Annotated in this window: 18 protein-coding genes and 1 pseudogene; 6 read left to right on the top strand and 13 right to left on the bottom strand. The window is 68.8% G+C overall.

The window, feature by feature from the left end; translation table 11 throughout:
• Positions 1 to 32: 32 nt before the first annotated feature.
• A complete protein-coding gene (locus SKC42_RS24660) occupies positions 33 to 581 on the bottom strand; it encodes an Rv1476 family membrane protein (protein WP_330966858.1) in 549 nt (182 codons plus the stop codon).
• 346 nt (positions 582 to 927) lie between these two features.
• On the opposite strand from SKC42_RS24660, the gene SKC42_RS24655 reads away from it, so the two are divergent.
• Complete coding sequence (locus tag SKC42_RS24655) at positions 928 to 3,753, top strand: aconitate hydratase (protein ID WP_330966857.1); 2,826 nt, start codon at positions 928 to 930, stop codon at positions 3,751 to 3,753.
• Between the two features lie 12 nt (positions 3,754 to 3,765).
• Positions 3,766 to 4,371: a TetR/AcrR family transcriptional regulator gene (locus SKC42_RS24650; RefSeq protein WP_330966856.1), complete on the top strand. Its 606-nt coding sequence runs from the start codon at positions 3,766 to 3,768 to the stop codon at positions 4,369 to 4,371.
• A 29-nt stretch (positions 4,372 to 4,400) separates the two neighbouring features.
• Here SKC42_RS24650 and SKC42_RS24645 read toward each other — a convergent pair whose 3' ends face one another.
• The 5 genes and pseudogenes from SKC42_RS24645 to SKC42_RS24625 form a co-directional block, all read right to left on the bottom strand.
• Positions 4,401 to 4,592, bottom strand: coding sequence for a helix-turn-helix domain-containing protein (locus SKC42_RS24645; RefSeq protein WP_330966855.1), 192 nt, complete (start codon positions 4,590 to 4,592; stop codon positions 4,401 to 4,403).
• 91 nt (positions 4,593 to 4,683) lie between these two features.
• Positions 4,684 to 6,312 (bottom strand): ABC-F family ATP-binding cassette domain-containing protein, encoded by a 1,629-nt coding sequence (locus tag SKC42_RS24640; protein ID WP_330966854.1) that lies wholly within the window; start codon positions 6,310 to 6,312, stop codon positions 4,684 to 4,686.
• Between the two features lie 18 nt (positions 6,313 to 6,330).
• A pseudogene (locus SKC42_RS24635) lies at positions 6,331 to 7,158 on the bottom strand (enoyl-CoA hydratase); the annotation flags it as partial.
• 9 nt (positions 7,159 to 7,167) lie between these two features.
• Positions 7,168 to 7,527 (bottom strand): thioredoxin, encoded by a 360-nt coding sequence (gene trxA, locus SKC42_RS24630; protein ID WP_330966853.1) that lies wholly within the window; start codon positions 7,525 to 7,527, stop codon positions 7,168 to 7,170.
• Between the two features lie 7 nt (positions 7,528 to 7,534).
• Positions 7,535 to 7,945, bottom strand: coding sequence for a MerR family transcriptional regulator (locus SKC42_RS24625; protein ID WP_330966852.1), 411 nt, complete (start codon positions 7,943 to 7,945; stop codon positions 7,535 to 7,537).
• Between the two features lie 32 nt (positions 7,946 to 7,977).
• On the opposite strand from SKC42_RS24625, the gene SKC42_RS24620 reads away from it, so the two are divergent.
• The 4 genes from SKC42_RS24620 to SKC42_RS24605 all read left to right on the top strand — a co-directional run bounded on the left by SKC42_RS24620 (position 7,978) and on the right by SKC42_RS24605 (position 12,501).
• The gene (locus SKC42_RS24620) at positions 7,978 to 9,009 is read left to right on the top strand and encodes an NAD-dependent epimerase/dehydratase family protein (protein ID WP_330966851.1); all 1,032 of its coding nucleotides are present in this window, start codon (positions 7,978 to 7,980) and stop codon (positions 9,007 to 9,009) included.
• 99 nt (positions 9,010 to 9,108) lie between these two features.
• Complete coding sequence (locus tag SKC42_RS24615; protein ID WP_330966850.1) at positions 9,109 to 10,938, top strand: acyl-CoA dehydrogenase; 1,830 nt, start codon at positions 9,109 to 9,111, stop codon at positions 10,936 to 10,938.
• Positions 10,939 to 11,008: 70 nt separating this feature from the next.
• Positions 11,009 to 11,776 carry a DUF5666 domain-containing protein gene (locus tag SKC42_RS24610; protein WP_330966849.1) on the top strand — a complete coding sequence of 256 codons (768 nt, stop codon included), beginning with the start codon at positions 11,009 to 11,011 and terminating at the stop codon, positions 11,774 to 11,776.
• Positions 11,743 to 12,501 (top strand): DUF5666 domain-containing protein, encoded by a 759-nt coding sequence (locus SKC42_RS24605; protein WP_442932248.1) that lies wholly within the window; start codon positions 11,743 to 11,745, stop codon positions 12,499 to 12,501. Before SKC42_RS24610 ends, SKC42_RS24605 begins: the two co-directional genes overlap by 34 nt.
• 11 nt (positions 12,502 to 12,512) lie before the next feature.
• Here the strand turns inward: SKC42_RS24605 and SKC42_RS24600 are convergent, their stop codons facing one another.
• The 7 genes from SKC42_RS24600 to SKC42_RS24570 are packed head-to-tail and all read right to left on the bottom strand — an operon-like array spanning position 12,513 to position 18,772.
• The gene (locus tag SKC42_RS24600; protein ID WP_330966848.1) at positions 12,513 to 12,860 is read right to left on the bottom strand and encodes a metal-sulfur cluster assembly factor; all 348 of its coding nucleotides are present in this window, start codon (positions 12,858 to 12,860) and stop codon (positions 12,513 to 12,515) included.
• Positions 12,835 to 13,323 (bottom strand): Fe-S cluster assembly sulfur transfer protein SufU, encoded by a 489-nt coding sequence (gene sufU, locus SKC42_RS24595; RefSeq protein ID WP_330966883.1) that lies wholly within the window; start codon positions 13,321 to 13,323, stop codon positions 12,835 to 12,837. The genes SKC42_RS24600 and sufU overlap by 26 nt, the downstream gene beginning before the upstream one ends.
• Entirely contained in the window at positions 13,320 to 14,567 is a 1,248-nt protein-coding gene (locus SKC42_RS24590; RefSeq protein WP_330966847.1) for a cysteine desulfurase, read from the bottom strand. Before SKC42_RS24590 ends, sufU begins: the two co-directional genes overlap by 4 nt.
• Before the next feature lie 2 nt (positions 14,568 to 14,569).
• Positions 14,570 to 15,403, bottom strand: coding sequence for a Fe-S cluster assembly ATPase SufC (gene sufC, locus SKC42_RS24585; RefSeq protein WP_330966846.1), 834 nt, complete (start codon positions 15,401 to 15,403; stop codon positions 14,570 to 14,572).
• Positions 15,400 to 16,566, bottom strand: coding sequence for a Fe-S cluster assembly protein SufD (gene sufD, locus SKC42_RS24580; RefSeq protein WP_330966845.1), 1,167 nt, complete (start codon positions 16,564 to 16,566; stop codon positions 15,400 to 15,402). Before sufD ends, sufC begins: the two co-directional genes overlap by 4 nt.
• The gene (sufB, locus tag SKC42_RS24575) at positions 16,563 to 18,014 is read right to left on the bottom strand and encodes a Fe-S cluster assembly protein SufB (RefSeq protein ID WP_330966844.1); all 1,452 of its coding nucleotides are present in this window, start codon (positions 18,012 to 18,014) and stop codon (positions 16,563 to 16,565) included. Before sufB ends, sufD begins: the two co-directional genes overlap by 4 nt.
• Positions 18,011 to 18,772, bottom strand: coding sequence for a helix-turn-helix transcriptional regulator (locus tag SKC42_RS24570; protein ID WP_330966843.1), 762 nt, complete (start codon positions 18,770 to 18,772; stop codon positions 18,011 to 18,013). Before SKC42_RS24570 ends, sufB begins: the two co-directional genes overlap by 4 nt.
• Between the last annotated feature and the right edge of the window lie 86 nt (positions 18,773 to 18,858).

Here is an 18,858-nt window from a genome sequence, read left to right as displayed (position 1 = left end):
CTCGGGGCGGCCAGGCGAACCGAAACGCGGCCTTAGGCGGTGTTAGTCGGTGTCACCAGGCCCGCCGGGCCGGGGCCCTGAGGCGTTGCTGAACGCTTGGCGCACAGCTGCAGCAACCGGGCGCCGACGGCCGACGCGAGCACGGCGACGAGCAGGAAAATGGTGAGGCCGGTCCAGGGGAATTCCGGCGTTTCCAGCTCGTTGACGAAGTGCTGCGCCGAGACGACGGGATTGCCGGTCTTGGCGATGTCCTCGCCCGCCTCGAGCGTGACGCGGGGGAACTGGGTGCTGTACGTGCCGACGTAACTCGGGCTGAGGGTCAGGACCGTGGCGTCGCGGTAGTCCGCCCCGACGACCGTGGAGATGTCGCGCAGCGGGGTGTCATTCGGGGGGTTGTGGTCGAGCAGCACGATCTTGAGGTGGATGCCGTGGGCGTGCGCCTGATTCACGACGTCGAGCAGGCCGGGCACGACCGCGGCCGGCGCGCTGACGCCCTCGGCGGCGACCTGCGCCTTGATGGCGGCCATGTCGACGTCCTGTGGGATGTAGAGCGGCAGGACGAAGGAGTCGTGCCCGGTCATTTCGCCTCCCTGACTAGTGCTACAGGCACCGTACGCGAGGCGGGCTCGCGATCGCCCGCCCGTCGGTCGTGGCACCGTGGACCCGCGCCGCCGCCCTTGCCCTTGCCCTCACGACACATAACCGTCGCACACGACACGCCGACGCGGGTGTGCGACGTTTATGCCTCGAGAGCGTGCCCCTGCGCAAGTCCCAAGCGAGTCCACCCCGGGGGGTTTAAACCGCCGTGGAACGCGACAAGACTGGACGATACGAGTGCCCCGCCCGAATGCAGGACAAGCGTACTGTTAAAGTGGCACCGCCGCCGACACGGCCCGTCGGCGAAAGAACTTAATTCAGGGAGCTGATGTGACTAGCAAGGACTCGGTGAACTCGTTCGGAGCGCGCGACACCCTCAAGGTCGGCGACAACAGTTACCAGATCTACCGCCTGGACGCCGTCCCCAATACCGAGAAACTGCCCTACAGCCTCAAAGTCCTCGCCGAGAACCTGCTGCGCAACGAGGACGGCGCCAACATCACCAAAGACCACATCGAGGCGATCGCCAACTGGGATCCGAAGGCGGAACCCAGCATTGAGATCCAGTACACCCCCGCCCGCGTCGTTATGCAGGACTTCACCGGGGTGCCGTGCATCGTCGACCTGGCCACCATGCGCGAGGCGATCGGCGACCTGGGCGGCAAGGCGGAGAAGGTCAACCCGCTGGCGCCGGCGGACCTGGTGATCGACCACTCCGTGATCGCTGACCTGTTCGGCACCGCCGACGCGTTCGAGCGCAACGTCGAGATCGAGTACCAGCGCAACGGCGAGCGTTACCAGTTCCTGCGCTGGGGCCAGGGTGCATTCCGCGACTTCAAGGTGGTGCCGCCGGGCACCGGCATCGTGCACCAGGTCAACATCGAGTACCTGGCGAGCGTCGTGATGGAGCGCGACGGGGTCGCGTACCCGGACACGTGTGTGGGCACCGACTCGCACACCACGATGGTCAACGGCCTCGGCGTCCTGGGCTGGGGCGTCGGCGGCATCGAGGCCGAGGCCGCCATGCTGGGCCAGCCGGTGTCGATGCTGATCCCGCGGGTCGTCGGGTTCAAGCTGACCGGCGAGATCCAGGCCGGCGTCACGGCGACCGACGTCGTGCTGACCGTCACCGAGATGCTGCGCAAGCACGGCGTGGTCGGCAAGTTCGTCGAGTTCTACGGCGAGGGCGTGGCCGAGGTGCCGCTGGCCAACCGGGCCACACTGGGCAACATGAGCCCCGAATTCGGTTCCACCGCGGCCATTTTCCCGGTCGACGAGGAGACCATCTCCTACCTGCGGTTCACCGGCCGCTCCGAGGAGCAGCTGGCGCTGGTCGAGGCCTATGCCAAAGAGCAGGGCATGTGGCACAACCCCGAGCACGAGCCGGCCTTCTCCGAGTACCTCGAGCTCAACCTTTCCGACGTCGTGCCGTCGATCGCCGGCCCCAAGCGCCCGCAGGACCGGATCGCGTTGTCCGACGCGAAAGCCACCTTCCGCGAGCAGATTCCGGGTTACGTCGGCGACGCCCCCGAGAAGACGGGCTACACGAAGCTCGACGAGGCGGTCGACGAGTCCTTCCCCGCCAGCGACCCGGGGGCACTGGAGAACGGCCACGCCGACGATGCGCCCGGCGGAACTCCCGTGCACTCCGCGGCCGCGCACGCCGAGGGCCGGGTGAGCAACCCGGTGACGGTGAAGTCCGACGAGCGCGGCGAATTCGTGCTCGACCACGGCGCGGTGGTGATCGCCGCGGTCACCTCGTGCACCAACACCTCCAACCCCGAAGTGATGCTGGGCGCGGCGCTGCTCGCCCGCAACGCCGTCGAGAAGGGCCTGACGTCCAAGCCGTGGGTGAAGACCACGATGGCCCCCGGCTCCCAGGTCGTCAACGACTACTACGAGAAGGCCGGGCTCTGGCCGTACCTGGAGAAGCTGGGCTTCTACCTGGTCGGCTACGGCTGCACCACGTGCATCGGCAACTCGGGCCCGCTGCCCGAGGACATCTCGAAGGCGATCAACGACAACGACCTCTCGGTTGCGGCGGTGCTGTCCGGCAACCGGAACTTCGAGGGCCGCATCAACCCGGACGTCAAGATGAACTACCTGGCGTCCCCGCCGCTGGTGGTCGCCTACGCGCTGGCCGGGACGATGGACTTCGACTTCGACTCCCAGCCGCTCGGTCAGGACAAGGACGGCAACGACGTGTTCCTGAAGGACATCTGGCCGTCGCAGAAGGACGTGTCCGACACCATCGCCGCGGCGATCAGCCAGGAGATGTTCACCAAGAACTACGCCGACGTGTTCAAGGGCGACGAACGGTGGCGCAACCTGCCCACCCCGAGCGGCAACACCTTTGAGTGGAACGAGGATTCGACCTACGTGCGCAAGCCCCCGTACTTCGAGGGCATGTCGGCCGAACCCGAGCCGGTCAAGGACATCAGCGGCGCCCGGGTGCTCGCGCTGCTGGGTGACTCGGTGACCACGGACCACATCTCCCCCGCCAGCAGCATCAAGCCGGGCACCCCGGCCGCCCAGTACCTCGACGAGCACGGCGTCGCGCGCAAGGATTACAACTCCTTCGGCTCCCGGCGCGGCAACCACGAGGTGATGATCCGCGGCACGTTCGCCAACATCCGGCTGCGCAACCAGCTGCTCGACGACGTCTCCGGCGGCTACACCCGCGACTTCACCCAGGACGGTGCCCCCCAGGCGTTCATCTACGACGCCGCGCAAAACTATGCGGCGCAGAACATCCCGCTGGTGGTGCTGGGCGGCAAGGAGTATGGGTCCGGCTCGTCCCGGGACTGGGCCGCCAAGGGCACCCGGTTGCTGGGCGTGCGCGCGGTGATCGCCGAGTCGTTCGAGCGCATCCACCGCTCCAACCTGATCGGCATGGGCGTCATCCCGCTGCAGTTCCCGGAGGGCAAGACCGCCACGGAATTGGGGCTCGACGGCACCGAGGTGTTCAACATCACCGGCATCGAGGCCCTCAACGACGGCAAAACGCCGAAGACGGTGCACGTCAAGGCCAGCAAGGACGGGAGCAACCCGATCGAGTTCGACGCGGTGGTGCGTATCGACACCCCCGGGGAGGCCGACTACTACCGCAACGGCGGCATTCTGCAGTACGTGTTGCGCAACATGCTCAAGTCGTAGTCGTCAGCGCCTGTGCCCAAAGTCAGCCAGGATCATCTGGCGGCCCGCCGCCGCCAGATCCTGGACGGCGCGCGCCGTTGCTTTGCCGAATACGGTTACGACAGGGCGACGGTACGGCGGCTGGAACAGGCGATCGGGTTGTCGCGCGGGGCGATCTTCCACCACTTCCGCGACAAGGACGCGCTGTTCTTCGCGCTGGCGCACGAGGACGCCGAGCGGATGGCCGACGTCGCGTCCCGCGAGGGCCTCATCCAGGTGATGCGCGACATGCTCGCCGCGCCCGACCAGTTCGACTGGCTGGCCACCCGGTTGGAGATCGCACGCAAGCTGCGCAACGACCCGGCGTTCAGCCGCGGCTGGGCGGAGCGCTCGGCGGAACTGGCGGCCGCGACCACCGCCCGGCTGCGCCGGCAAAAGGAAGCGCAACGGGTGCGCGACGACGTCCCAGGCGACGTGCTGCAGTGCTACCTGGAACTGGTTCTCGACGGCCTGGTCGCCCGGCTGGCATCGGGGGAAGATCCGCAGCGGCTGTCCGCCGTCCTGGATCTGGTGGAGACCTCGGTGCGCCGCAACGACTCCGGCGGCGATCGCAGCGCCACTACGAACAAGGGGACATGATTTCGCAGTGACGCTGCGCTCGCGTGGATCTACCGATGCCGCGACGTGTGATTAGGGCCGCCGCGGCCGCGCATCGTGGTTCCCGACTCCCGCAGCATGCTGTGAATCGCGCCGTAGGACCGGCCGGTGCTGGCGGCGAGGTTGCGGATGCTGGCCCCGCCCTCGTAGGCGTTGCGCAACTCGTCGAGCATCTCTTCACGAGTCTTCGTTGAGTTCTCCATTACGCCACACCCCTGCTTGAACACGATGTCAAGCAAATAGGGTAAGAACCCGCCGCCGAAAACGGGCGGAATTGGCCGAATCCGTTGCCGGCTAGGCCAGCTCGATGAGGTCGCGGTACTCGTCGGACCAATGATCCTCGGTCCCGTCGGGCAGCAGCACGACCCGCTGCGGGTCGAGGGCCTCGGCTGCCCCGGGGTCGTGGGTCACCAGCACGACCGCGCCCTGGTAGCTGCGCAGCGCGTCGAGCACCTGTTCGCGCGACGCGGGATCGAGGTTGTTGGTCGGCTCGTCGAGCAGCAGCACGTTGGCGGTGGACGCCACCAGGCCGGCCAGCGCGAGCCGGGTCTTCTCGCCGCCGGACAGCGTTCCCGACGGCTGTTCGAGCTGCGGGCCGCTGAACATGAACGCGCCGAGCAGGCCGCGCAACTCCTGCTCGCCGGTGTCGGGCGCCGCGTGCCGGATGTTCTCCCACACCGTGGCGTCGTTGTCGAGGGTGTCGTGCTCCTGTGCGAAATAGCCGATCCGCAAACCGTGTCCGGGCTCGATGGCCCCCGTGTCGGGTTTCTCGACACCCGCCAGGACGCGCAGCAGCGTGGTCTTGCCCGCGCCGTTGAGGCCCAGCACCACCACCCGCGAGCCCCGGTCGATCGCCAGATCGACGCCGGCGAACACCTCGAGCGACCCGTACGCCTTGCTCAGCCCGGAGGCCGTCAGCGGCGTGCGCCCGCACGCGGCCGGGGTGGGGAACCTGATCCGGGCGACCTTGTCGGCCACCCGTTCTTCGTCGAGCGAGGCCATCATCCGATCGGCCCGACGTAACATGTTCTGCGCCGCAACGGCTTTGGTCGCCTTGGCGCCGAGTTTGGCCGCCTGGGTGCGCAGCGCGGCGGCCTTGCGCTCGGCGTTGGAACGCTCCCGGCGGCGGCGCTGCTCGTCGGTGGCCCGGGCGTCCAGGTACTTCCGCCAGTCCATGTTGTAGACGTCGACCTCGCCGCGGACGGCGTCGAGGAACCACACCCGGTTGACCACGTCGGCAAGCAGTTCGACGTTGTGGCTGATGATCACCAGCCCGCCGTTGTGACCGCGCAGGAAGTCGCGCAGCCAGCCGATCGAGTCCGCGTCGAGGTGGTTGGTGGGCTCGTCGAGCAGCAGGGTCGTGGACGACCCGGCGCCGGTGTCCGACGCGGCGAACAAGATGCGCGCGAGCTCCACGCGCCGGCGCTGGCCGCCGGACAGCGTGCGCAGCTTCTGCGTCAGCACCCGTTCGGGGAGCCCGAGGCTGGCGCAGATGCGGCTGGCCTCGCTCTCGGCGCTATAGCCGCCCAGGGCGACGAACCGCTCCTCCAGCTGCCCGTAGCGGCGGATCGCCCGGTCGCGCGCGTCGTCGTCGGCCACCTCGGCCATCAGCGCCTGCTGCTTTTCCAGGTCGGTGAGCAGGACGTCGAGCCCGCGGGCCGACAGCACGCGGTCGCGGGCCAGCACGTCGAGGTCGCCCTCTTTGGGATCCTGTGGCAGGTAACCGATTTCACCGCCCCGGCTGACCGATCCGGCGTACGGTTCGCTTTCCCCGGCCAGAATGCGCAGGGTGGTGGTCTTGCCGGCACCGTTGCGGCCGACCAGCCCGATGCGGTCGCCGGGCTGCACGCGCAAGTCCGGGCCGTCCGGCGAGAGCAGGATGCGCGCGCCCGCGCGGACCTCAAGGTCCGTGGCCGTGATCACATCTGCTCCCTTGGCATGTCATTTGTCGTCGGTGAACACCGCAGGTCGGCGCTCTGCGCGCGCGGCGACCGCTTCTTCGAAATTGGCGGTAAGCAAGCGGACGAAAAGCTGTCCCAAGCCCTCGGCTTGCATGTGCCCCTCCAGGCTACCGGCGTCCAGTCCACTCCACAGTGTGCGTTTGGTCAACTCGATGCCGGGGCGGGAGAACGCCGCGATCCGGGCGGCGATCGCATAACAGGTGTCCAGGAGCTGGCCTTCGGGCACCTGGTTCGACACCAGGCCGATGCGCTCGGCCTCCTCGGCGCTGATGTCACGGCCGGTCAGCATGATCTCGAACGCGCGCGACGACCCGATCGCCCTCGGCAGCAGGTAGGAGAGGCCCAGCTCGCTGGCCGTCAACCCGTTGTTGATGCCCGCCGCGCGGAAGTAGGCGCTGGTCGAGGCGACCCGGATGTCGCAGGCCAGGGCGAGGCACAGCCCGCCTCCGATGGCCGGACCGTTGATCGCCGCGATCACCGGCTGGTGCAGCCGCCGCAGCGCCAGGATGACGTCGTCCAGCAGCTCCATCGAGCGCAGCGCATACGTGGGCCGGGTCAGCCCGTCGACGTGCGGCACGCTCCCGGCCGACTTGTGGTCGGCGCCCGAGGAGAAGCCCCGGCCGGCCCCGGTCAGCACGACCACCCGGACCGCGTTGTCGTATGTCACCTTCTCGAGGGCCTCCTTGAGCGGGATCATGACGTCGAACGCCATGGAATTCATCCGCTCGGGCCGATTGAGGGTTATCAACGCCACCCCGGGCCGCGGGTGCTCCACCAGTACCAGGCTCACCCGAGAACGGTAGCGTGCAGCCGCGCCTCAGGCCTGTTCGGCTTGCCCTTCCTGGACCGCGTCGACGTCGAACGCCCGGATTTGCTGCACGAGGTCCTCCAGCGCCGAGGGCGGCAGGGCCCCGGCCTGGTTGAACAGCAGCTTGCCCTTCTTGAAGGCCATCAGCGTGGGGATCGAACGGATCTGAGCGGCGGCCGCGAGCTGTTGCTCGGCCTCGGTGTCGACCTTGGCGTGGACGATGTCGGGGTGCTTCTCCGACGACGCCTGGAACGTCGGCCCGAACTGGCGGCACGGCCCGCACCAGGACGCCCAGAAGTCGACCAGCACGATGTCGTTGCCCTCGATGGTGTCGTTGAACTTCTCAGCGGTGAGATCAAGAGTTGTCACACCGGCGCTAACGCTCAGACCTGGCCCGATGTTCCCGGCCCCAGCCGCGCGGGTCGTCGGCGCCCTCGAGGTAAGCCTCCAGTGTCGCGCGCCGTTCGGCGATGCGTAGCTCCTGCGCGGCCAGCGCGTCGCGGACCCGCCGGATGCGGTCCCGCAGCGCCGAGCAGGCCACCTCGGGACCCGGCTCCTGGGTGCAGGGGAGCACGTCGCGGATCACCGTCGAGGGCAGCCCGGCCCGGTACAGGTCCTGGATGAACGCGACGACGCGCGCGGCGTCCGGACCGTACTCGCGGTAGCCGTTGGCTCGCCGCTCACTGTGCAGCAGGCCCTGGCTTTCGTAGTACCGCAGGGCGCGCGCGCTCACGCCTGTCGCCGCGCTCAATTCTCCGATCCGCATCGCCCCATCAGACCTTGACATTGACGCTAACGTCAAGGCTTAGCGTCGGCTCCATGACTGACTTTCCCCCTTATCGACAGACCGTGCTCGTCACCGGCGGTTCGGGCTATCTCGGCAGCTGGACCATCGTCGAGTTGCTGGAGCGCGGTTACCGCGTGCGCACGACAATCCGCGACCCGGCGCGCGAGGTCGCCGTGCGGTCGATGATCGCGCGCCGCACCGGCGACACCGACCGGCTGTCGTTCGTGCAGGCGAACCTGCTCGACGACGGCGGCTGGAAGCGGGCGGCCGACGGGACCGACTTCGTGGTGCACGCCGCGTCACCCATGCCGGTCGGGGAATACCGCGGCAGCGACATCGTGGCTCCCGCGGTGGAGGGCACCCGGCGCGTGCTGCGGGCCGCACGGGAAGCCGGTGTGCGGCGCGTCGTCCTGACATCCTCGGCAATGGCCGCCCTGCCGGACCAGGCGGCTGGCCGCGTCGCCGACGAGACCGTGTGGAGCAATGTCGCCACCTCCTCCCGCGCGGATATCTATGCCCGCGCCAAAACCGTTGCCGAACAGGAGGCTTGGTCTTTCGTCGCGTCGACCGGCGACCTGGAGCTGACCAGCGTGTTGCCCTGTTTCCTGCAGGGTCCCGTCCTGGGCGCCGATTATTCGGGCTCGGTCGACATGGTCGCGATGATGCTGCGCGGCAAGTTCCCGGCCCTGCCACGCGTCGGCTGGGACATCGTCGACGTTCGCGACATCGTGGATCTGCACCTGCGCGCGATGACGTATCCCGAAGCGGCCGGTGAACGCTTCATCGGATCCGGCGAATTCTTGTGGCTCACAGACGTTGCCGCGATCTTGCGGGAGAACCTGGGCAACGGGGCCGCGAAGGTGCCGCGCCGCACGCTGCCGAACGCCGTCGTCCGGGCCGGCGCGCTGTTCAGCGGGCTGATGAAGGACATCGTCCCGCGTCTGGATACCCACCAGTCGGTCAGCTCGGACAAGGCACGGCGATTGCTCAGCTGGACGGCGCGGCCGGTGGCCACGACGCTGCTGGACACTGCGCGGAGCCTGATCGCCGAGGGCCTCGTCTAGCGGTCCGCCCCGACGAACCGACTCCCGAGGTTACGGTTGCGTACGCTTTCCCGCGTCCGACACACTAGGCGGGACGATCCGCCGACTGAGGGAATCACATTGGGTCACTACATCGCCAACGTCCGTGACCTCGAGTTCAACCTGTTCGAGGTACTCGAGATCGGCACCGTTCTCGGCGGCGGGCACTACGGCGACCTCGACGAGGACACGGCGCGCACAATCCTGGCGGAGGCCGCCCGCCTCGCCGAAGGACCCGTCGCCGAGACCTTCGCTTTCGCCGACCGCAACCCGCCGGCGTTCGACCCGGCCACCCACACCATCAGCGTGCCCGACGAACTGGCCAAGACGGTGCGGGCGATCCAGGAAGCCGGCTGGTGGCGGCTGATGCTGGACGAGGAGATCGGCGGCATGGCGGCGCCCCCGCCGCTGGCGTGGGGTGTCAACGAGATGATCATCTGCGCCAACCCGTCGGCGAACTTCTTCTGCCTCGGCCCTTTGATGGCCCAGGCCCTGTATGCCGAAGGCAACGAAGAGCAGCGGCGCTGGGCGGCCGAGGGCGTCGAGCGAGGCTGGGCGGCCACCATGGTACTCACCGAACCCGATGCGGGCTCCGACGTCGGCGCGGGCCGCGCCAAAGCCGTCGAACAACCCGACGGGACTTGGCACATCGAGGGCGTCAAGCGCTTCATCTCCGGCGGCGACGTGGGCGACACCGCCGAGAACATCTTCCACCTGGTGCTGGCGCGGCCCGAGGGCGCCGGCCCCGGCACCAAGGGGCTCAGCCTGTTCTACGTGCCCAACTATCTCTTCGACCCCGAGACGTTCGAACTCGGTTCGCGCAACGGTGTTTTCGTCACCGGCGTGGAGCACAAGATGGGCATCAAGTCCTCCCCCACGTGCGAATTGACCTTCGGCGCAACGGATGTCCCCGCGGTCGGGTACCTGGTCGGCGGGGTGCACAACGGGATCGCGCAGATGTTCACCGTGATCGAGCACGCCCGCATGACGATCGGCGTCAAGGCCGCGGGCACCCTGTCCACCGGCTACCTGAACGCCCTGGCGTTCGCCAAGGAGCGGGTGCAGGGCGCGGACATGACCCAGATGGCGGACAAGACCGCGCCGCGCGTCACGATCATGCACCACCCCGACGTGCGCCGCAGTCTGATGACGCAGAAGGCTTACGCCGAGGGCCTGCGCGCGCTCTATATGTACGCCGCCGCCCATCAGGACGACGCTGTGGCGCAGCATGTTTCGGGTGCTGATCACGACATGGCGCACCGCATCGACGACCTGCTGCTGCCCGTCGTCAAGGGGGTGAGCTCCGAACGGGCCTACGAGGTGCTGACCGAGTCGCTGCAGACGCTGGGCGGCTCGGGGTTCCTGATGGACTATCCGCTCGAGCAGTACATCCGCGACTCCAAGATCGACTCGCTCTACGAGGGCACCACCGCCATCCAGGCGCTGGACTTCTTCTTCCGCAAGATCGTTCGCGACCGCGGCGCCGCCCTACAGTTCCTGACGGGCCAGATCAGCCGGACCATCGACACCTGCGACGAGGCGCTCAAGCCCCAGGCGCAGGCGGTGCAGACCGCGCTCGACGACGTCACCGCGATGACGGCCGCCCTGACCGGCTACCTGATGTCCGCCGGGCAGCAACCGACCGACATCTACCGCGTGGGGCTGGCGTCGGTGCGATACCTGCTCGCGGTCGGTGACCTGCTCATCGGATGGCGCCTGCTGGTGCACGCGGGGGTTGCGCACGCCGCGCTGGGCGACTCGCCGTCGCAGAAGGACGAGCACTTCTACCGGGGCAAGGTCGCGACCGCGACGTTCTTCGCGAAGAACGTGCTGCCCAGGCTGACCTCCTTGCGGGTCGTCCTCGAATCGATCGACGACGACATCATGCGTGTCTCCGAAGACGCCTTCTGATACACAGGTCAGACACAGCTTCAGCGGGTACATCTTTTCGTGGTCCACACCACGATTGGAGATGCCCCCGATGTCCGCCAGTCCCCGGCTCGCCCGGTTCGCCATCCTGACCGTCGCGGGCGCCACCGCGCTTTCCCTCGCCGCCTGCGGTTCATCAAACAACGCGACTCCGACGTCGACCTCCACCTCGACGGTGACCTCCACCACCACGGCGCCGGCCCAGGGCGAGGCGAAGGTCAGCGGCCTGATCGCGTCGGTGGCCGGCAACTCGATCCAGGTCACCAAGGAGGACAAGACCAACGCCACCGTGAACTTCACCTCGACGACCAAGATCACCGAGGTCGCCCCCGCCACGTTGAGCGACGTCACCTCGGGCAGCTGCGTCACCGTGCGGCCCACCAAGGAACAGGCCCAGGGGCAGCCGGTGACCGCGGCGGCCGTCCGGCTCAGCCCGTCGGTCAACGGCACGTGCCCCGAGCCCAAGGCCGGTCCCGGTGCCAGCACATCGCCGCCGTCAGGGCCGCCGTCCGGGCCGCCCTCGCCGGGGCCCGCGCAGCCCAAGGCGCTGCGAGGCTCGGTGGCCTCGGTGTCGGGCAACACGATCACCGTCGCGGGCGCAGACGGCAGCGGCAACACGACGCAGACGGCCGTGACGGTCGATGACCGGACCAAGTACTCCAAGCTGGCCACCGGCACCCCCGCCACGATCACGCAGGGCAAGTGTGTGATGGCGCGCGGCACGACGGAGAACGGCGGCGCGCTGCAGGCCACGTCGATCAACGTGCGGGCGGCCGTCGACGGCAAATGCGGCGGCCCGGGGAAGCCGCCGGGCCACTGAGTCCGCGCCTGCTCCGGTTCGCGGGGGGCGCGCTCGTCGTCGCGCTGGTCGCCCTGGGACTCAGCATGTGCGGGCACTCGAACGACACGGCGAGCTACACCGGAAAGCCGACGGTGTCCGCGGTCCCCCCGGCCCCGGCCCCGCCACCGAGCGCCGCGCCGCCGGGGCCGCCGCCTCCGCCGGCGGCCAAGGACTACGTCGAGGGCATGGTGCAGTCGGTGTCGGGTGACACGATCGCGCTGCGCACGCGGACCGGGGCGGCGACGGTCGACTTCACCCCCACCACGCCGGTCTTCCAGGTTGCCCCGGCCCAGCGCGGTGACGTCACCGTGGGCAGCTGCGTCAACGTGCGGGCGATCCCGCAGAGCGCACCGGGTGCGGGGATCACCGCGCAGGCGGTGACGATTGCTCCGACCGTCGACGGCAACTGCCCGCCGCCGACCGGGTTCTACGGCACGGTCGCCTCGGTCTCAGGGAACACGTTCGCGGTCAGCGGGATCGGCCCCGGCGGCCCGACCAGCGTGACCGTCGACGACTCGACGTCCTACAAGAAGCAGACCCTGTCCAGCGCGCAGGCGATCTCGAACGGCGCGTGCATGGGCGCCCAGGGCACCGAAGACGGCGGCGCGCTGCGGGCGGTGACGATCAGCCTGGAGCAGTGCCCCCCGATGGGGGCGCCGCACCACCACCTGCACATCCCCCACCTCCCGCACCTACACCTGTAGGGCGGGCCCGGTCAGACCGTGAAGCCCAGGGCGCGCAGCTGCTCGCGGCCGTCCTCGGTGATCTTGTCCGGTCCCCACGGCGGGTTCCACACCCAGTTGATCCGAAGGTCGTCGACGAGGCCGCTGCTCACCAGCGCGCTGCGCGACTGGTCCTCGATGACGTCGGTCAGCGGGCAGGCCGCCGACGTCAAGGTCATGTCGATCAGGGCGACCGTGCCGTCGTCGCCCTCCTCGAGGTTCATGCCGTAGACGAGCCCCAGGTCGACCACGTTGATGCCCAGCTCCGGGTCGACGACGTCGCGCATCGCCTCCTCGACGTCGGCGAGCAGTTCTTCATCCGGTGCGGCGGTCTCGCTCATCTGCAACCTCCTCGAAAGCCGAGCTGGCCTGGGCCAGCGCATCTTTAAACGCCATCCACCCCAGCAGCGCGCACTTCACGCGCGCCGGGTACTTGGCCACGCCCGCGAACGCAACCCCGTCACCGAGCACGTCCTCGTCGCCCTCGACGGTTCCCCGCGAGGACACCATCTCGGAGAAGGCGGCGACGGTCTCGAGCGCCTCGGTCAAGCTCTGGCCGATCACCTGCTGGGTGAGCACGGAGGTGGCCGCCTGGCTGATGGAGCAGCCCTGCCCGTCGTAGGAGACGTCGGCGACGCGCTCGCCGTCTTCCGACAGCGCGACCCGCAGGGTCACCTCGTCCCCGCAGACCGGGTTGACGTGATGCACCTGCGCCCCGAACGGCTCCCGCAGCCCGCGGTGCTGCGGATGCTTGTAGTGATCCAAGATCACGTCCTGATACATCTGTTCCAGGCGCAAGGTCAGTCTCTCCCGAAGAAATCCAGCGCGCGTCGCACGCCGGCCACCAGCCGCTCGACCTCGTCGGGGGTGTTGTACACCGCGAACGACGCCCGCGCGGTGGCCGCCAGGCCGAACCTGCGGTGCAGCGGCAGCGCGCAGTGGTGCCCGACGCGCACCGCGACACCCTCGTCGTCCAGCACCTGCCCAACGTCGTGCGCATGCACACCGGAGACGACGAACGAGACGGGCGAGCCGCGGTCCTCCATCGACGTCGGGCCGAGGACGCGCACACCCTCGATGCCGGACAGACCCTCGAGGGCGGCCGCGGTCAGCTCGCGCTCGTGGGCCCGGACGGCGTCCATGCCCAGCGCCCCGAGGTAGCGCACGGCCGCGCCGAGCCCGACCACCTGCGAGGTCATCGGCGTGCCGGCCTCGAACCGCTGCGGCGGCGCCGCGTAGGTGGCGGCCTCCATGGTGACCGTCTCGATCATCGACCCGCCGGTGAGGAACGGCGGCAGCTCGGACAGGTGCGGGCGCCGCCCGTAGAGCACCCCGATCCCGGTGGGGCCCAGCATCTTGTGCCCGGAGAACGCGGCGAAGTCCACGCCCAGCGCATGAAGATCGACCGGCTCGTGCGGCACCGACTGGCAGGTGTCAAGCACGGTCAGGGCGCCCACCGCCCCGGCCCGCGCGACCAGCTCATGCACGGGCGCGAGCGCCCCGGTCACATTCGAATGATGGCTGAAGGCAACGACTTTGACGCGATCGTCGAGCCGCAGCGAGTCGACGTCGATGCGCCCGTCGTCGGTCACGCCGTACCACTTGAGCGTGGCGCCGGTCCGCCGGGCGAGTTCCTGCCACGGGATCAAGTTGGCGTGGTGCTCCAACTCGGTTGTGACAATGACATCGCCGGGCCCGACGGTACGCTGAAACCGGTTGTCGCCCAACGCGTATGCCAGCAGGTTGAGCGCCTCGGTGGCGTTCTTGGTGAACACCAATTCGTCGGTGCCGGCGCCCACGAACGCCGCGATGTCGGCGCGGCCCTGCTCGTAGGCGTCGCTCGCCTCCTCCATCAGCTGGTGCGCACCCCGGTGCACCGCACCGTTGGAGGTGACCAGGAACTCCCGCTCGGCATCGAGCACCTGCAGCGGGCGCTGCGACGTGGCGCCGGAATCCAGGTACGCCAACTGCTTTCCGCCGCGCATGGTGCGCTTGAGGATCGGAAAGTCAGCGCGGATGGCGTCGACGTCCAGTGGATTCGCGGCCATGCCTACGCCCCCGCGGCGGCTTGCGGCGATCGCAAACGCGGCGAAGCCGGGCTCCGGAGGTCGCCGCCACCGGCCTGGGTGAAGCGCTCGTAGCCGTTTTCCTCCAGCTCGTCGGCCAGTTCCGGGCCGCCGGACTCGATGATGCGGCCGCCGACGAACACGTGGACGAACTGCGGCCGGATGTAGCGCAGGATCCGGGTGTAGTGCGTGATCAGCAGGATGCCGCCGTGCTCGGCTTCCGCGTAGCGGTTGACCCCCTCGCTGACCACTCGCAGCGCGTCGACGTCCAGTCCGGAGTCGGTCTCGTCGAGGATCGCGATCTTCGGCTTGAGCAGATCCAGCTGCAGGATCTCGTGACGCTTCTTCTCCCCGCCCGAAAACCCTTCGTTGACACTGCGTTCGGCGAACGCCGGGTCGATGCCGAGGTCAGACATCGCGGCCTTGACCTCTTTGACCCACAGCCGCAGTTTCGGCGGTTCGCCGCGGACGGCGGTGGCGGCGCTGCGCAGGAAGTTCGACATCGACACCCCCGGCACCTCGACGGGGTACTGCATCGCGAGGAACAGGCCGGCCCGGGCGCGCTCGTCGACGCTCATGTCCAGGACGTTCTGGCCGTCCAGGGTGATCGAGCCTGACGTCACCCGGTACTTCGGATGCCCGGCGATGGCGTAGGACAACGTCGACTTGCCGGAACCGTTGGGGCCCATCACCGCGTGGGTCTCGCCGGATTTGATGGTCAGGTTGACGCCGTTGAGGATGGGGATCTCGCGCCCACCCTCGGGCGCGTTCGGGTCCTCGACGCTGACGTGCAGGTCTTTGATTTCCAGGGTCGTCATGACGCTGTTGCTCTCGATTCTGTTTTCGCCAATTCGTTTTCGATGGCCGCGGTGAGGCGTTCCCGGATGTCCGGCATCGCGATCTTAGAGATGATCTCGCCAAAGAAGCCGCGCACCACCAGCCGGCGGGCCTGATCTTCGGGAATCCCGCGCGAGCGCAGGTAGAACAATTGCTCGTCGTCGAACCTGCCGGTGGCGCTGGCGTGTCCGGCCCCGGCGATCTCGCCGGTCTCGATCTCGAGGTTGGGCACGGAGTCGGCGCGCGCGCCGTCGGTCAGCACCAGGTTGCGGTTGACCTCGAAGGTGTCGGTGCCGGTAGCGGTGGCGCGGATCAGCACGTCGCCCACCCAGACGGTGTGCGCGTCGGGCGCCGACGACGCCGGATCCCCTTGCAGCGCGCCCTTGTAGAGCACGTTGGACCTGCAGTTCGGTTGCGCGTGGTCGACCAGTAGCCGCGACTCGAGGTGCTGGCCGGCATCGGCGAAGTAGAGGCCTAACAGCTCGGCGTCCCCACCCGGGGCGGCAAAGCGCACGTTGGCCGAGGTGCGGACGACCTCGCCGCCCAGCGTGACGGCGACGTGGCGCAGCACCGCATCCTTGCCGAGCTTGGCGTGGTGGGCGCCGACGTGGACGACGTCGTCGGCCCAGTCGGCGATCCACACGACGGTGAGCCGCGCGGCGTCGCCGACGACGAATTCGACGTTGTCGGCGTACGTTCCGCCGCCGCGGTGATCGATGACGACGACCACCTCGCCGAGCTCCTCCACCCGGATCTGCAGGTGACCGTAGGCCACCGCGCCCTCGCCGGGCCCCGTCACGGTGATGCCGACCGGTTCGGCGATCTCCGCGCCCCGGCCGACGGTGACCACGGTCGCCGAGTTGAACGACGAGAACGCCTGCGCCGCAACGCGATCGGCGGGAACGCCGGCCTCCCCCAGCCGCTCGTCGCCGCGGCGCACCGTCTCGACGCGCACGCCCTCCCGGTCGGCGACCTCGATGCGCGCGCTGCCGGTGGCGGGCGCGGAACCGTCGTGCAGGCCGCGCAGCCGTCGCAGCGGGGTGAACCGCCACATCTCGTCGCGTCCGCTGGGAACCTCGAAGGCGTCCACGTCGAACGACGCGAACAACTCGCCCTTGTTCAGGGCCGCCGCCGGAGACGTCATCCGACCGCACCCTCCATCTGCAACTCGATGAGCCGGTTGAGCTCGAGGGCGTACTCCATCGGCAGCTCCTTGGCGATCGGCTCGACGAAGCCGCGGACCACCATGGCCATCGCCTCCTCCTCGGTCAGCCCGCGGCTCATCAGGTAGAACAGCTGGTTCTCGCTGACCTTCGACACCGTGGCCTCGTGGCCCATCGTGACATCGTCCTCGCGGATGTCGACGTACGGGTAGGTGTCGCTGCGGCTAATCGTGTCGACCAGCAGCGCATCGCATTTCACGCTGGAGCGCGACCCGTGCGCGCCCTTGTTCACCTGCACCAGGCCGCGGTAGGAGGTGCGGCCGCCGCCGCGGGCCACCGACTTCGAGACGATGTTGCTCGAGGTGTTCGGCGCCAGGTGCAGCATCTTCGCGCCGGCGTCCTGGTGCTGGCCCTCGCCGGCAAAGGCCACCGACAGCACCTCACCCTTGGCGTGCTCGCCGGTCATCCAGACGGCGGGGTACTTCATGGTGACCTTGGAGCCGATATTGCCGTCGACCCATTCCATGGTCGCGCCGGCCTCGGCGCGGGCGCGCTTGGTTACCAGGTTGTAGACGTTGTTCGACCAGTTCTGGATCGTCGTGTAACGGCAACGGCCACCGGGCTTCACGATGATCTCCACGACGGCCGAGTGCAGCGAGTCCGACGTGTAGATGGGCGCGGTGCAACCCTCCACGTAGTGCACGTAGGCGTTTTCGTCGACCACGATCAGCGTCCGCTCGAACTGGCCCATGTTCTCGGTGTTGATCCGGAAGTAGGCCTGCAGCGGGATGTCCACGCGCACGCCCGGCGGCACGTAGATGAACGAGCCACCGCTCCACACCGCGGTGTTGAGGGCGGAGAACTTGTTGTCCCCGGCCGGGATCACCGTGCCGAAGTGCTGCTGGAAGAGCTCCTCGTGCTCGCGCAGGCCGGTGTCGGTGTCGACGAAGATGACGCCCTGGGATTCCAGGTCCTCGCGGATCTGGTGGTACACCACCTCGGACTCGTACTGGGCGGCCACGCCCGCCACCAGCCGCTGCTTCTCGGCCTCCGGGATGCCCAGCCGGTCGTAGGTGTTCCGGATGTCCTCCGGCAGGTCGTCCCACGACGCCGCCTGCTTCTCGGTCGAGCGCACGAAGTACTTGATGTTGTCGAAGTCGATGCCGGACAGATCCGAACCCCAGTTCGGCATCGGCTTGCGGTCGAAGATCCGCAGCGCCTTCAGCCGGGTCTGCAGCATCCACTCCGGCTCGTTCTTCTTGGCGGAGATGTCGCGGACCACCGCCTCGGACAACCCGCGCTGCGCGCTGGCGCCCGCGATGTCGGAGTCAGCCCAGCCGTAGCCGTAGCGGCCCAGCGAGGCGATCGCCTGCTCCTGGGTCAACGGCTCGGTGGCCTCGATAGCGGCCTTGTCGACCTCCAGGGTCATAACGACGCTCCTTCGTTGCTTGTCGTGTGGCGCGGGCTGGGCGCCTTGCTCGTGGTCTGGGTCAGCGGGACGTGCGTGGTGCAGGCGCAGTTGCCGTTGACGATCGTCGCCAGCCGCTGCACATGGGTGCCCAGCACCTCGGCCATGGCCTGCCTCTCGGCGTCGCACAGCTCCGGGAACTCCTCGGCGACGTGCGCCACCGGGCAATGATGCTGGCAGATCTGCACGCCGTGGATCGGGCCGCCCACCCGCGCGGTGGTCGCCACGTACCCGGCTTCGGTCAATGCGGCGGCGATCCGGCCCGCCGCCTCCTCGATGTCCGCCTCCGCCGCGCCGTCCGCCGGCGCGACGTCGGCGAGGATGGCGTCGATCCGCTGCCGGGCGAACGTCTGCACCGCGGCCTCACCGCCGATGGCCCGCAACTGCCGCATGGCGGCCGCCGCGAGGTCGTCGTAGGCGTGGTCGAGCTTGGCCCGGCCGGCCGGCGTCAACCGGTAACGCTTCGCCGGACGCCCGCGCCCCACCTGTTGCCACGCCGCGGCGGGGGCCGATTCGGCGTCACCCGCCTCGATGAGCACGTCCAGATGGCGCCGAACGCCCGCGGCCGACAAGCCCAGCCGGTCACCGATCTCCCCGGCGGTGATCGATCCGGACTCCACCAGCAGCCGCACGATCGCCCGGCGGGTCTGCTTGTCGGGAACCGGACCGGCGGCCAGCGCCGATGCCGCGGGGATTTTCACAACACCAGTGTGACGCAATTCCGGGGATCGGTCTAGCGAGGGTCCCCTCTGTCGGGGTTGCGCTGATCACACTCCCGCGCACGGCGGAAGACCATTGGCACCGA

The sequence above is a fragment of the Mycobacterium sp. 050134 genome, assembly GCF_036409085.1.
In the GTDB taxonomy this organism is placed as follows: Bacteria; Actinomycetota; Actinomycetes; order Mycobacteriales; family Mycobacteriaceae; genus Mycobacterium.
The sequence above is the reverse complement of the archived record's forward strand: the minus strand, read 5'-3'. Positions and strand labels throughout refer to the sequence as shown.